This window comes from Clostridium intestinale, assembly GCF_035905475.1.
Lineage (GTDB): Bacteria > Bacillota > Clostridia > Clostridiales > Clostridiaceae > Clostridium_T > Clostridium_T intestinale.
The window spans coordinates 952,237-965,244 of sequence record NZ_CP121166.1; the positions used below are offsets into that span (position 1 = coordinate 952,237).

Below are 13,008 nucleotides of genomic sequence, written 5' to 3' on the forward strand. Positions count from 1 at the left end.
AGCAGAAATTTAAGTTTTTAACTAAATATATATGGAGGGAATGAGTAATATGGCTGAATATAATAAGTTAACAGAAGAGATAATAGAAAAATTAAAGGCGGTAGCTCCAGGACATATTTTAACTGACAGTGACATCAATGAGGATTACTCTCATGATGAGATGCCTATCTATGGAAAAAAAGCTCCTGAAGTTGTTTTTATGGCACATTCTACAGAGGAAGTTTCTGAAGTTGTAAGGATATGTAATGAAAACAAAATACCAGTAACTCCAAGAGGAGCAGGAACAGGTCTTGCTGGTGGAGCAGTTCCACTATTGGGGGGAGTTTTGATTGACATTACAAAGATGAATAAGATACTTTCTTATGACATGGAAAACTTCGTTGTTCATGTACAAGCAGGAGTTTTATTAAATGATCTTGCAGAGGATTGTGCTAAAAAGGGATTGTTATATGCTCCAGATCCAGGTGAAAAGCTAGCTTGCCTTGGTGGAAATGTTTCAACAAATGCTGGTGGAATGAGAGCTGTTAAATATGGTGCAACTCGTGATTATGTACGTGCAATGACAGTTGTTCTTCCATCAGGAGAAATCACTCACTTTGGAGCTACAGTATCAAAAACAAGTTCAGGTTATAGTCTTTTGAATTTAATGATTGGTTCAGAAGGAACTCTTGGAATTATTACAGAACTTACATTAAAAATCATGACAGCACCAAAGGTAGTTGCAAGTTTGATTATTCCTTTTGAAAATTTAGATGATTGTATTTCTGCTGTTCCTAAATTCAAGATGGCTCATTTAAATCCACAAGCCTTAGAATTTATGGAAAGAGAAATTGTTTTATCTAGTGAAAGATATGTTGGAAAAAGTGTATTCCCACAAGTAATTGATGGGGTAACTGCAAATGCTTATTTACTTGTTACTATAGATGCTAACAATGAAGATGAGTTAAATGATCTTATTGAAAAAGCAAGTGAAATAGTGTTAGATGCTGGAGCGATTGATGTTCTTGTAGCTGATACACCTGCAAAAATGAAAGATGCTTGGGCTGCACGTTCTAGTTTCTTAGAAGCTATCATGGCAGAAACAAAATTATTAGATGAATGTGACGTTGTAGTTCCAGTAAATAAAATAGCTTCTTATCTTGCTTTTGTAAATAAAGCTGGTGAAGAGTGTGGGTTAACTATTAAGAGTTTTGGACATGCAGGGGATGGAAATCTTCACATATATCAATGCAGCAATGACTTAGAAGAATCAGAGTTTAAAGCAAGAGTTGATAAATTCTTCAAGATTATCTATGATGAAGCAACTTTATGTGGAGGACTTGTTTCTGGAGAACATGGAATTGGTAGTGGAAAGGTTAAATATCTTGTAGACAGCGTTGGAGAACTAAACATGGAATTAATGAAGGGTATTAAAAAAGTGTTTGATCCGAATTCTATCATGAATCCGGGCAAGGTGTGTTACACATTAGATGGTATAAACTAATAAATCACAATTGATATACACATATAAAAAAAAGAGAGGTAGGGAATTAATATGGATTTTAAACAAGATGAAAATCATCAACAATTACAAGAAATGTATCGTGACTTTGCAGAAAATGAGGTTAAACCAATAGCAAAAGAAATTGATGAAAGTATGCGTTTTCCAGAAGAAAATGTTGCAAAAATGGCTGAAATGGGGCTACTTGGAATTCCATTTCCTGAAGAATATGGTGGAGCTGGAGTAGATACTTTAAGTTATATACAATGTGTTGAAGAATTATCTAAATGCTGTGCAACAACAGGTGTTATTGTTTCAGCACATACAAGTCTTTGTGCATCACCAATTTATGCATATGGTACAGAAGAGCAAAAAGACAAGTACTTAAGACCACTAGCATCAGGTGAGAAGTTAGGTGCTTTTGGACTTACAGAACCTGTAGCTGGAACAGATGCTTCTATGCAAAAGACAACAGCTGTATTAGAAGGAGACCATTATGTATTAAATGGAAGTAAAATCTTTATTACTAATGCAGGATATGCAGACATATATATTGTTTTAGCTATGACAGATAAGAGTAAGGGAACAAAGGGGATTTCAGCATTTATAGTTGAAAAAGATTTCACAGGTTTCTCTGTTGGAAGTCATGAAATGAAGATGGGAATACGTGCATCTTCAACCTGTGAGTTATTCTTTGATAACTGTATAGTTCCAAAGGAAAATCTTTTAGGACAAGAAGGTAAAGGTTTTGGAATTGCAATGGCAACTCTTGATGGAGGACGTATTGGTATAGCTGCACAAGCTCTTGGTATTGCAGAAGGTGCAATAGAAGAAACTGTAAAATATGTTAAGGAACGTGTTCAATTTGGACGCCCTATAGCACAGTTCCAAAACACACAATTTGAACTTGCCCAAATGCGTGCAAGTACAGAAGCTGCAAAACTTTTAGTATATCAAGCTGCATGTGCTAAAGATGATCATGAAAGATTTACACATTTAGCTGCAATGGCAAAATTAGTTGCGTCAAGAAATGCTACTGATGTAACAAACCGCTGCCTACAATTATTTGGTGGTTATGGATACACAAGCGATTATCCAATAGAAAGAATGATGCGTGATGCAAAAATAACAGAAATTTATGAAGGAACATCAGAAGTTCAAATGATGGTTATTTCAGGATGGATGTTTAAATAAGAAGAAATATAATTAAGGAGGTATCTGTAAGTTGTTTATACTTACAGATACCTCCTTTAACTTATGAAAATTTATTCCGTAGCTAAGTGTAAAGATTCTGTTTCTTCTAATCTATATTCATTATCTAGTTTGTTTAGATGATTAAATGCGGATCTTAAAGCAAATATGGCAATGACATTGGAAATAATGTCAGACAGTGGACCAACTCCCCATACACCATTTAGTCCAAAGAAATGAGGTAAATTAAGTAATAGAGGTATGAGTAAAAATACTTGCCTTAAAAGGCCTAAAAAAGTAGCTTTCTTAGCTTCACCAATAGCTTGAAAAAAGCTGGCTCCTACTATTTGAGCACTCATGAGGGGAAGCATTAATAAGAATAAACGCATTCCAGAACTTGCTGTCATAATAAGGTCGACTTCTTTAGTAAATATACTAGAAAGTTCTACAGGAAAAGCTTGAACTAATATAAAAGTTGTAGTGCAAATTGATGTTACGGCTATAAGTTCAAGCCTTAATACCTTTTTAACCCCATCAAAGCGTTTAGCACCATAATTAAAGCCTATGATTGGAGCGGCTCCCTGAGTAACTCCCATAGCTGACATGAGGAATAATACCATGATGGAGTTGATTATTGTCATTGCTCCTATTGCTATGTCTCCTCCATATGTTTTTAGGGAGTTGTTGAATATAATGCTGAAGAGAACTGAAGCTAACTGCATTGCAAATGCAGAAAATCCAATGCTCAGAATTGACTTAATAGTTATTAACTGGAGTTTAAATTTTTGTTTTTCAATTCTTATTTCGTTTTTTTCACTTAGGAAATGGCTTATAACCATTATAGAAGTTATTAGCTGAGCAATAATAGTTGCCCATGCTGCTCCTGAGATACCCATATCAAAAGTGAAAATGAGAATTGGGTCTAAAATGATATTAGTAACTGTTCCAACAATTATAATCAACATTGACTTTACTGGATGACCAGTAGCTCTCACCACGTTCACAAGTCCAGATCCAATACCTTGGAAAACAGCGCCATAGAGAATGACAGTCATGTAATCTAAAGCATAAGGCATTGTTGCATCACTTGCCCCAAAGGCTTTAAGTATAGGTACTTTAAAAACTAGTCCTAGAACTGTCATCAGGAACATTAAGATTGTAAGTAATGTTATGGCATTACCAAGTAATCCTTTTGCTTCATCTTTATTATTTTCTCCAAGCTTAATAGAAATTAGGGAAGAAGCACCTATGCCTACCAAGGAACTTACTGCACTTAGTAGCATCATAAAGGGTAAACTAAGTCCTATGCCTGTCATGGCAAGCCCGCCAATTCTTCCAACAAATATTCTATCTACTAGATTATATAGAGAATTTACAAGCATACCTCCAATAGCTGGAAGTGAAAATTTAAGCAAAAGTTTACCTACTGGTGTTGTGATGAGCATGTCTTTATTTGTGTCCATGAAATTCCTCCTATTTTACGGCTATCATGGTATAAATAGCATCGTTAATTTTCGTTTTCTTCGCAAGTTTAAAACCAATTGAAGTTAATGTTTTTTCAAGGTTCTCTGAGGAGATACGAATGGACATTGGTGGTCCTTCTACTACCAAGTCGTCTTTTTCATACTCTAAACATAATAAATGTCCACCGGGTTTTAACACCTCATATATCTTTGAAAGTGCATTTGAAAGAGAGCCAACTTCATGGAGTATTAAAGATGCCATAGCAAAATCAATACTGTCATTTTTAATGTTTAAGTTTTCAAGATAATCTTGAATCAGCTCAATATTAGTTATTCCTTTTTCCTTTGCTTTTTCTTCTATAACTTTTAACATACGAAAGTCAGGGTCCATGGCATAAACTTTATTGGTAGTGCTTTCTGCCATAGGAATTGTAAAAAAGCCGGAACCAGCACCTATATCAAGTAGGGTATGATTTTTTTCAATAGGCATTTGACTAATAAGAACTTCAGGGGGGATAAGTTTAACCCTTTGTTTGCTATCTAAAAAAGCTATTTTGTTTAAAAAATTTTGATTAAATTCATTGTGATTATGTTTATGATTCATAATAAACCTCCTATAAAATATAATACAGAGTGTAATTATCTATAATTACTTTAAAAAATGAGCAGCTTTATAACTGCTTATATAATTTCTAGCTCATTTTTATACAATTTCAAAAATAAATTTCTCTTTAAGGTGTTTCACCATTTTGTCTTCAGCTTCTCTCATTACATTCTCAATTCTACAAGCTTTATTTTCACCCATTTCACAAGTGAAAAGTGCTCCACTTCCTTCGATAGCTTGAATGACATCATAAAAGCTTATTTCAGATTTTGATTTTCTAAGAGAATAACCTCCATTTACACCAGGTGTAGATTGGACTAGATCAGCTTTAACTAATTGAGTTAGAATCTTTGATAGGTAAGTAGGGGATATATTCATATGATTAGCCAATGGAAGTAGACTTAAATTATCCTTACCTTCTTGTTTAATTAAGTAAGCCATGATATGCAAAGCATAATTTGTTGCTTTAGTATACTTCATATTAAATCCTCCATAAAGATATTACAGACTGTATTTGTCTTTAATTATAAATTGAATATTTTATCTTGTCAATAAGTATATTTTTATTAATTATAAAAGAGCAAATTGGGCAAATTAAAGGATGAGTAATATAGAAAACATTTAAGAGGTGAATAGAATGAGCACTAAATATAAAAATACTAAAAAGAAAATGGCATCTTTAGGTCTTAAGAAAGGTGAAAATGGGGACTATGTTTATATTGATCCAAATGATACTACTTCAGAGTTTGTACCAGTAAGAAATAGAAATAAGGAAAAGGATAAATCAAGTGAATCTTAATTGACACTAGTTTAAATTCATATTATAATGAAAAAAATTATAGTGAATTTAAACTTTGCCACCGGGTAAAGAGTTTAAGGTGTTCTGAAGCATTCCGTTAGGTCTTAGAAGGGATGTTGTAAGGGCACCTTTTTTATTTTTTAGGAGGAGTGTTATATGGAAAAGTCTATTTTAAAGAATTTTATTAAGTATGTTAGTTTAAATATCATGGGGATGATAGGACTTTCTTGCTACATTTTAGCAGATACTTTTTTTGTAGCTAAGGCGTTAGGAGCCACAGGTATTGCAGCACTTAATTTTTCTATTTCTATTTATAGTGTTATTCATGGCACGGGATTAATGATTGGTATTGGAGGAGCTACGAGATATAGTATATTAAAATCACGAAACAAGGATATGAAGGCTAATATCATATTTACTACCTGTATGAAGTTAGGTGTTATTATAGGAATTATATTTGCATTGATAGGCATATTTGGGTCAACTCCTTTAGCTTTAGTTTTAGGTGCTGATATGACTACATTACCATTAACAAAGGAATATTTAAGCACAATATTGTGTTTCTCACCTTTTTTCATTATGAATAACATTGTTCTTGCTTTTGTTCGTAATGATAATAATCCTAATTTATCAATGATTGCAATGCTTGTAGGGAGTTTTTCTAATATTATTTTGGATTATGTGTTTATGTTCCCTTTTAGAATGGGAATGTTTGGGGCTGCTTTTGCAACAGGTCTTGCACCAATAATAAGTATAGGTGTACTATCAATTCATTTTATTAAGAAAAAAAGTAAATTTAAGTATATCCACAGTAAGGTAAAGTTCTCTTATATTCGTGATATATTTGGTTTGGGGTTATCTACTTTTATTGTAGAGGTTTCTTCTGCTGTTGTTCTTATTACCTTTAATCTTGTTATTTTAAGACTAAATGGGAATTTGGGAGTTGCTGCATATGGGATTGTTGCCAATATAGCCCTTGTAGGAATTTCAGTTTTTACTGGAATAGCACAAGGGGTTCAGCCTCTTATTAGTAAAGGGTATGGATTGAAAAATCATGAGTTACTTCAAAAAGTGAAGAATTATGCTTTGATAACTTCTATTTCCTTAGCATTATTTATGTATTTATTTATGTTTTTAAACTCTGATAGTATTATTGGAATTTTCAACAGTGAGAAGAATCTTGAAATAGCTCAAATTGCAAAATCAGGACTTAGAATATATTTTATAGGATTTTTCTTTGTGGGTATTAACATAATCATGTCTATGTATCTAAGTGCTACAGAGCGTACAAGGGATGCTTTTATAATTTCTGTATCACGAGGATGTGTTATTATAGTTCCTTTAGTTATTTTATTAAGTAGAATTTGGAATATTACAGGAGTATGGTTTGCTTTTATTTTGACAGAATGTATTGTAACTGGTATAGCATTTTGTATGGTAAAATTAAAAAAGAAATCTTTAGTGTAAAAGGATTGATTATAATGATAAAGAAGCTGAAAAGTTTTGTGGAAGATTTAGCGTCTATAGAGGTTACTCCAAATGTATATAATCAGTATTCATATGAATATAAGGAAAGTTCTATAAGAAGGGATAATCTTTTAATATATTTAAAACAGATGTATGAATTAAAGCCTAGGATTATGCTTGTAGGAGAAGCTCCTGGATATAGAGGCAGCCGTCTTACTGGAGTGCCTTTTACTAGCGAACATTTACTTGTAAATAATATGGATGGTTTAGATTTGTTTGGAATGGATAAGGGTTATAGGCTAGCTTGTCCAAAAGAAAAGTTACTTAAAGAAGCAACGGCTACAATTATATGGAATACCCTTTTACAGTATGACATAAAGGCATTATCTTGGAACGCTTTTCCGTTTCATCCACACAAAAAAGATGATGAAGAAAGCAATAGAACTCCATTAAAGAAAGAATTTTTAATAGGTGAGAAACCTCTTCTTCAAATGATAGAAATGTTTGAGATAAAAAAGGTAATTGCAATGGGTAATAAAGCAGAGGAAAGCCTTAATAAGCTAGGTATTGATTGCCATAAGGTAAGACATCCTGCTCAAGGTGGGAAAAATGAATTTGTTTATGGGATTAGGAAGTTTGGGGAGATGTCTAGTTAAAGGGGTTGGAGACATTAAAACTTGTTTTGTATTTTTTAATATAATTCACTAGGTTTAATATTCACTAAATGTGATATATAATAGATATAATATATTTAGTTATAGGAGGTATTAGAATGAAGAATAATGAAAATCTATATGATATATTTTTAAAATATTCTTACAGCCAATTAAAAGAATTATTTAGTAATGCTAAAACTAAAGAGGAGAAAGATTTTTATATGGCTTTATCTAATATGGTTCTGCAAAGAGAGCAAAAGAAAGTTATAGGAGAGTATTAATGTGTAGATATACAATATTTGCAGGTGTAAATGGAGCTGGGAAGACCTCAATTTATAAATCCATTTACTATGAAGAAAATAAAAAGGAAGAGAAGGAAGTTCTAGATTTCAGTAGAGAATTATTAAAAAGTAGTTTTAAATATAGAGAAGAATTTAATAAGTTAGAACCACTATATCAAGTTAATAATTGGGATGCGGGATGGTATTAAATTAAGGCTTTATTGAAGAAGTATGACCCTAAAGGATTAGATAAATTTAATCTACTTTTTAGAAAACTAGAAAATAAAATGAGGCCTATGATTTATGAGTTAGGATTTTTAAAGAATTAAATTTAGAAATTGAATTAAGGTGGCAAAAGATAAATATGTCTTTTGTCACCTTTTTATTTATTCCATTTAATACACATAACTGGAATAATGATGTAAAATATAGTGGACGATAATTTTGCAATATATGGAGGATTTCTATGGACTTAATAATTCAAATACTAATTCAAAACTGGTATGCAGTAGTAATAATTTTATTCTTCATAGTTCTAGGCGCATTTAAGCCAAAGATTAAAGGTTTTATAGGGGAAGCTGCTGTTTCAAGTAGACTATCTAAGTTAAATTCAGATAATTATAAAGTTATAAATAATCTGATGTTAAGAGTAGGAAATAAAACAACACATATAGATCATGTAGTAGTATCTGATTATGGTGTTTTTGTAATTGAGACTAAAAATTATAAAGGATGGATACTTGGTAATGAGCATGATGATTATTGGAGACAACAAATTTATAAGAGAAAAGAGAAATTATACAATCCTATAAAACAACACTACGGACATGTAATGGCATTAAAAGAAATTTTGAGTACATATGAGGATATAAAATATATTCCCATAGTTACTTTTACCGCAGAAGCTGATTTGAAGATTAATACAAAATCAGAAGTTATTTATACAACAAAATTACTTAAAGCTATTGAAAAGTATAGTGATACTAATATTTCTCATAAAGATAAAGAGGATATTTATAATAATTTGTTATCTTTAAATGTTGATAGTAAAGATAATAGAAAAACTCATGTACAAGCTATAAATAATAATGTGAAAGAGAAAAATAATAAAATTAATAATGACATATGTCCGAGATGTGGTGGAAATTTAGTCACTAGAAAGGGCAAATACGGGAGATTTAAAGGATGTAGTAATTTTCCTAAGTGCAGATTTACAGCTACATAAATCATTACGAGGGGGAAAGTAGATGAGGGCTATAAAAAATAAGAATAATGAATTAGTAATAACTAATTATAGAGATATGGATGAACAGGAAATTTTTGATGGAATTTTTAATATTTTAAAAAACAATTCAGCTATTTATATTGGAAATAAAATAGTAGGTCCCTCAGAAGATATTTACAAATGTAAGTTCTTAAATGAAGAATTTACTTTAGTTTATGATATAGATTATGGTGTATTTATAAATAGTTCATCAGAAGTAATTATAGAAAAATTACAAGAAATATTGAATAGTACTAATAGATAAAAGGTTATATGGTATAATTATCGCATTTTCAGGGTGTCAAATCTTTTTGACATGCGAAAATAAGCCAGTGTAAAGCACTTTTGATTGTGATAATTTATTTAAGATCTTAGACTGAAGTTGCAGGAGGACATTTTATGGAGATTGGAAAACAAATAAAAAAATGTAGAAATGAGATTGGGATTTCACAGGAGGAATTAGCTGAAAAGATTTTTGTATCTCGACAAACAATTTCAAGTTGGGAGAATAGTAAAAGTTATCCTGATCTTAGAAGTTTATTATTACTAGGTTCTCTTTTTGATGTCTCTCTTGACAATTTAATCAAAGGAGATCTTGAAAAAATGAAAGAAAAGGTAAAGGAAGAGGACATTAAAAGATTTAAAAGTGAGGGGAATATTTTTACTATCCTCATGGTAATTTTGATTTTAACTCCAGTTCCATTAGCAATGCTTTGGAATTTCGTTGGTTTAGGAATATATGGAGTGATTTTTATTATAACTATGTACTATGCCCTTAGAGTAGAAAAACTAAAAAAGAATTTTGACATTCAGACTTATAGAGAGATTCTTTACTTTGAAGAAGGTAAAACTATGGACGAAATTGAAAAGAATCGTGAATATGGGAAACGTCCATATCAAAAGTTTTTGTTAGCAGTAGGGGCAGGGTTGATTACTCTTGTTGTTGGAGTTGTTATAGCTATAGTGATTCGTGTATTATAAATAAAGTATAAATTATTGGATAATAGTATTATTCAGTGAGTAAGTTAAATAGTAATTTTTATAGGAGTAATGAGGAATGAAGAAAGGCTTAATTAATAAATTAACCCAATTATATACTGGGGAATTGGCAAGTATAGTAGTTTTTCTGTCTATATACTATTGGAGATTCAAGGATTTTGTCCTTCCTGTATTCTATCCATTACTAGTGTTGTGTTTTATTCTTTTTCAGGGAGCTTTATATTGGTTTATTTGTTTACAAAGGCTAAAAGGTAAATATATAAGAAATGTTGGGGGGAGTTTTTATATTCTCAAGTATTTTAACTTAGCTCTCATCCTAGTATCTATACCAGTAATATTAATTGGTATAGATACTAATATATTTCATATTAGCATAGGCTTTTTTCTTTTGTTATTTGCTATTGTAGAATGGATAAATTACTTTTTTGTTAGACTTTCATATAGAAATCCCAAAATACTAATTGATTTAATTAAACATAGCAAGTTGAAAAAGAGTAAATTAGCTAAAGAAATTGCAGAACGCTAAATTCCAATTTGCAAGTGAGATATAGTAAAATATTTTAACTAGAGTATTTTTAGAATTAAAAAGGGGATATGTATGAATAAGAAAAAGTGGACTTTTATGGTCGCTATAATGGGTTTAGCTTTACTGCTTTATTATATTAACATAAAACCTCATTATAAAATTTCGAGGGAAAATGTTAAGGATATATATTGTAAGTATTCTAATAAAAATGGATATTATTCTATTAAAGTTAGTGATGCGGATAAAGAGATGATAATAGATGAAGTAAGTAAAATGAGAAAAAAGAGTTTATGTGGAGAGGTGGGTACACTATATTACGATTTTGTCATTGAGCTTACTACTGGGGAAACTTTAACTTTCCATGAAAACACAAAAAATATCATAAAATTATATTTCAAAGATGGAAAGTCTATTTTAAATATAAAAGCTCCTAAAACTTATGAGTTTATAAAAAGATTTACTGATGAAAATAATATTGAGAGATATTGAAGAACTTAAAGTTGTTTGGAAATAATAACATTTTATAATAGCACTCTGCTATAAACAGATAAAAGTTTATGGCAGAGTTTTTTTATTTTTAGGAAAATAGGCATAAAGAATCTAATGAAACTTCATAAATAAATGTTATATTTTATCAATTTTTAGAAATACTAAATATATAATTTTCTATGGGAGGCGATTTTTTGAAACGTAGGAAAGATTTTGTGGGTATGATGGTTTTTGATGTTGGGGGAAAGAAAATAGGAACAGTAACTGATATATATATAGATTTTTATAAAGGAATAGTTAAGGGGTTTAAGATTTCGGCTTTTAGTTTGTTTAAGAAAAAGCAGTTTATAGCTATTGAGGATATTTTATCTTTAAATGAGATTATAGTGACGGCTAAAACAACCTCTGAAGAAGGTATAGCTTTTTTGGATATTAAGGATATGGAGGTAATAAGTAACGAGGGGAATATTTTAGGTGTAGTTGAGGATGTTCTTATTAATTTATTGAATTATTCGATTAAAGGTATGATTGTTGCCTCAGGAATTTTTGATAAAATATATAAGGGAAAAAGAGTCTTGCTTATAAATAACAGCATACTTGGTGAAAAAGAAATATTATATTATGAGGATCAAAGGATATCCTTTAAGTCTCTTCCACACAATTTGGTGATGTCTAATGAATAGAAGTTATGTGGTGAAGTGGGGCAAAAGAATTGGAATATTACTTTTATTACTAGCTATTATATTCATAATAAATAAAAGTTCTATTATAAGAGAGATAGTAGGTGTGGTTTTTACATCCTTTATAATAGCCTATAGTTTAAAACCTGTTAAAAATTCTATAGTAAGTAAATTTAAGTTTAACGAGAGGTTAGTCTCTGCCTTATTAGTAGTTGCTATATTAGGTACTGTTGTTTTAACTTTTGCTTTATTGATACCAACATTATTTAAAGAAACTTTGGATATAGAAAATATTTTAAATGGATTTACTGAATTAATCGATTCAGTTCTTAATAAACTTAGAAGTTATAATATAGGTGTTGTAGATGTTATTTATGAACAGACTAGTGAAAAGTTAAATGTTTGGCTTATTGATACTTCTTATAGATTTTTTGATACCCTTATAGCTTTGTGGGAGAATATGATTTCCTTGGCTATAATTCCTGTTGTGACCTATTACTTTCTAGCTGATGGGAAAACTCTTGGCAGCAAGCTTTTATTGGTTCTTCCAACTGAAAAAAAAAGTGTTGTTAAACTTATCGGTAAGGATATAGATAGACTTTTAGGTAAATATATATTCTCTCAGCTTCTATTGTCACTTATTATAATAGTTTTGACCTTTATAGGTTTACTTGTAATAGGGATTAAATTTCCTTTATGGCTCTCTATTTTAAATGGAATATTTAATATAATTCCTTATTTTGGGCCTATAATAGGGTTAGTTCCAGCTCTTTTAATAGCTTTTTTAACTTCTCCATCTAAGGCCATTGCTGTTGCTATATTATATTTTGTAATACAGCAGTTAGAAGGGGATCTTATAGCTCCTAAGGTTACAGGGGAATCTATTAGTATGCATCCTATTTGTATTATATTATTGCTTTTAATAGGAGAAAAATTAGGAGGAATATTTGGGATGGTTTTGGCTGTTCCTATAGGTGTTATGGTTAAGGTTATATATGAGGATATAAATTATTATTTATTTTAGAGATATTAGTTATGACTAAAGGTGATAAATATTGACAAAGTTATCGGCGTATCCTATAATTCAAATATATGTTTGTGTTTGGCTG

16 protein-coding genes, 1 pseudogene and 1 other annotated feature (1 of these 18 only partly in view) are annotated in these 13,008 nt (G+C 30.6%); of the genes and pseudogenes, 14 read left to right on the forward strand and 3 right to left on the reverse strand.

The features are described from left to right. The first annotated feature begins 49 nt into the window (after window positions 1-49). Together P8F83_RS04885 and P8F83_RS04890 are read left to right on the forward strand one after the other, a co-directional pair. Window positions 50-1,483: an FAD-binding oxidoreductase gene (locus P8F83_RS04885; protein ID WP_326513692.1), complete on the forward strand. Its 1,434-nt coding sequence runs from the start codon at window positions 50-52 to the stop codon at window positions 1,481-1,483. 51 nt (window positions 1,484-1,534) lie between these two features. After that, a complete protein-coding gene (locus P8F83_RS04890) occupies window positions 1,535-2,674 on the forward strand; it encodes an acyl-CoA dehydrogenase (protein WP_326513693.1) in 1,140 nt (379 codons plus the stop codon). Window positions 2,675-2,745: 71 nt separating this feature from the next. Here P8F83_RS04890 and P8F83_RS04895 read toward each other — a convergent pair whose 3' ends face one another. From P8F83_RS04895 to P8F83_RS04905, 3 genes are all read right to left on the reverse strand, one after another. Further along, window positions 2,746-4,134, reverse strand: a complete 1,389-nt coding sequence (locus tag P8F83_RS04895) for an MATE family efflux transporter (RefSeq protein ID WP_326513694.1) — start codon at window positions 4,132-4,134, stop codon at window positions 2,746-2,748. Window positions 4,135-4,144: 10 nt separating this feature from the next. Next, window positions 4,145-4,738, reverse strand: a complete 594-nt coding sequence (locus P8F83_RS04900; RefSeq protein WP_326513695.1) for a class I SAM-dependent methyltransferase — start codon at window positions 4,736-4,738, stop codon at window positions 4,145-4,147. Window positions 4,739-4,837: 99 nt separating this feature from the next. Next, a complete protein-coding gene (locus tag P8F83_RS04905; RefSeq protein WP_326513696.1) occupies window positions 4,838-5,218 on the reverse strand; it encodes an RrF2 family transcriptional regulator in 381 nt (126 codons plus the stop codon). Between the two features lie 157 nt (window positions 5,219-5,375). On the opposite strand from P8F83_RS04905, the gene P8F83_RS04910 reads away from it, so the two are divergent. The 12 genes and pseudogenes from P8F83_RS04910 (at window position 5,376) to P8F83_RS04965 (ending at window position 12,923) form a co-directional block, all read left to right on the forward strand. Beyond that, window positions 5,376-5,537 carry a hypothetical protein gene (locus tag P8F83_RS04910; protein ID WP_021802219.1) on the forward strand — a complete coding sequence of 54 codons (162 nt, stop codon included), beginning with the start codon at window positions 5,376-5,378 and terminating at the stop codon, window positions 5,535-5,537. A 156-nt stretch (window positions 5,538-5,693) separates the two neighbouring features. Continuing rightward, window positions 5,694-7,004, forward strand: coding sequence for an MATE family efflux transporter (locus tag P8F83_RS04915; protein ID WP_326513697.1), 1,311 nt, complete (start codon window positions 5,694-5,696; stop codon window positions 7,002-7,004). Between the two features lie 14 nt (window positions 7,005-7,018). After that, window positions 7,019-7,660, forward strand: a complete 642-nt coding sequence (locus tag P8F83_RS04920) for a uracil-DNA glycosylase (protein WP_326513698.1) — start codon at window positions 7,019-7,021, stop codon at window positions 7,658-7,660. A 116-nt stretch (window positions 7,661-7,776) separates the two neighbouring features. After that, window positions 7,777-7,941, forward strand: coding sequence for a hypothetical protein (locus tag P8F83_RS04925; protein ID WP_326513699.1), 165 nt, complete (start codon window positions 7,777-7,779; stop codon window positions 7,939-7,941). Then, window positions 7,941-8,036 (forward strand): annotated as a pseudogene (locus P8F83_RS04930) (ATPase); the annotation flags it as partial. The gene P8F83_RS04925 and the pseudogene P8F83_RS04930, both read left to right, overlap by 1 nt. Window positions 8,037-8,407: 371 nt before the next feature. Further along, window positions 8,408-9,166, forward strand: coding sequence for an NERD domain-containing protein (locus P8F83_RS04935; protein ID WP_326513700.1), 759 nt, complete (start codon window positions 8,408-8,410; stop codon window positions 9,164-9,166). A gap of 22 nt (window positions 9,167-9,188) precedes the next feature. Then, complete coding sequence (locus tag P8F83_RS04940) at window positions 9,189-9,470, forward strand: hypothetical protein (protein WP_326513701.1); 282 nt, start codon at window positions 9,189-9,191, stop codon at window positions 9,468-9,470. A 134-nt stretch (window positions 9,471-9,604) separates the two neighbouring features. Next, window positions 9,605-10,186, forward strand: coding sequence for a helix-turn-helix transcriptional regulator (locus tag P8F83_RS04945; RefSeq protein WP_326513702.1), 582 nt, complete (start codon window positions 9,605-9,607; stop codon window positions 10,184-10,186). Between the two features lie 76 nt (window positions 10,187-10,262). After that, window positions 10,263-10,730, forward strand: a complete 468-nt coding sequence (locus tag P8F83_RS04950; RefSeq protein ID WP_326513703.1) for a hypothetical protein — start codon at window positions 10,263-10,265, stop codon at window positions 10,728-10,730. Between the two features lie 72 nt (window positions 10,731-10,802). Continuing rightward, window positions 10,803-11,219, forward strand: coding sequence for a hypothetical protein (locus tag P8F83_RS04955; RefSeq protein ID WP_326513704.1), 417 nt, complete (start codon window positions 10,803-10,805; stop codon window positions 11,217-11,219). 194 nt (window positions 11,220-11,413) lie between these two features. Further along, window positions 11,414-11,902 carry a PRC-barrel domain-containing protein gene (locus P8F83_RS04960; protein ID WP_181603375.1) on the forward strand — a complete coding sequence of 163 codons (489 nt, stop codon included), beginning with the start codon at window positions 11,414-11,416 and terminating at the stop codon, window positions 11,900-11,902. Beyond that, window positions 11,895-12,923: an AI-2E family transporter gene (locus tag P8F83_RS04965; protein WP_326513705.1), complete on the forward strand. Its 1,029-nt coding sequence runs from the start codon at window positions 11,895-11,897 to the stop codon at window positions 12,921-12,923. The genes P8F83_RS04960 and P8F83_RS04965 overlap by 8 nt, the downstream gene beginning before the upstream one ends. A 75-nt stretch (window positions 12,924-12,998) precedes the next feature. Then, window positions 12,999-13,008 (forward strand) — a binding site (T-box leader); it runs 167 nt beyond the window's last position.

Excerpts from the sequence above, each read along its gene's own strand:
- P8F83_RS04945 (WP_326513702.1), top strand. The coding sequence starts at position 9,605 with ATGGAGATTGGAAAACAAATAAAAAAATGTAGAAATGAGATTGGGATT.
- P8F83_RS04905 (WP_326513696.1), bottom strand. The coding sequence starts at position 5,218 with ATGAAGTATACTAAAGCAACAAATTATGCTTTGCATATCATGGCTTAC.
- P8F83_RS04935 (WP_326513700.1), top strand. The coding sequence starts at position 8,408 with ATGGACTTAATAATTCAAATACTAATTCAAAACTGGTATGCAGTAGTA.
- P8F83_RS04920 (WP_326513698.1), top strand. The coding sequence starts at position 7,019 with ATGATAAAGAAGCTGAAAAGTTTTGTGGAAGATTTAGCGTCTATAGAG.
- P8F83_RS04885 (WP_326513692.1), top strand. The coding sequence starts at position 50 with ATGGCTGAATATAATAAGTTAACAGAAGAGATAATAGAAAAATTAAAG.
- P8F83_RS04955 (WP_326513704.1), top strand. The coding sequence starts at position 10,803 with ATGAATAAGAAAAAGTGGACTTTTATGGTCGCTATAATGGGTTTAGCT.
- P8F83_RS04940 (WP_326513701.1), top strand. The coding sequence starts at position 9,189 with ATGAGGGCTATAAAAAATAAGAATAATGAATTAGTAATAACTAATTAT.
- P8F83_RS04910 (WP_021802219.1), top strand. The coding sequence starts at position 5,376 with ATGAGCACTAAATATAAAAATACTAAAAAGAAAATGGCATCTTTAGGT.
- P8F83_RS04925 (WP_326513699.1), top strand. The coding sequence starts at position 7,777 with ATGAAGAATAATGAAAATCTATATGATATATTTTTAAAATATTCTTAC.
- P8F83_RS04965 (WP_326513705.1), top strand. The coding sequence starts at position 11,895 with ATGAATAGAAGTTATGTGGTGAAGTGGGGCAAAAGAATTGGAATATTA.
- P8F83_RS04895 (WP_326513694.1), bottom strand. The coding sequence starts at position 4,134 with ATGGACACAAATAAAGACATGCTCATCACAACACCAGTAGGTAAACTT.
- P8F83_RS04900 (WP_326513695.1), bottom strand. The coding sequence starts at position 4,738 with ATGAATCATAAACATAATCACAATGAATTTAATCAAAATTTTTTAAAC.
- P8F83_RS04890 (WP_326513693.1), top strand. The coding sequence starts at position 1,535 with ATGGATTTTAAACAAGATGAAAATCATCAACAATTACAAGAAATGTAT.
- P8F83_RS04950 (WP_326513703.1), top strand. The coding sequence starts at position 10,263 with ATGAAGAAAGGCTTAATTAATAAATTAACCCAATTATATACTGGGGAA.
- P8F83_RS04915 (WP_326513697.1), top strand. The coding sequence starts at position 5,694 with ATGGAAAAGTCTATTTTAAAGAATTTTATTAAGTATGTTAGTTTAAAT.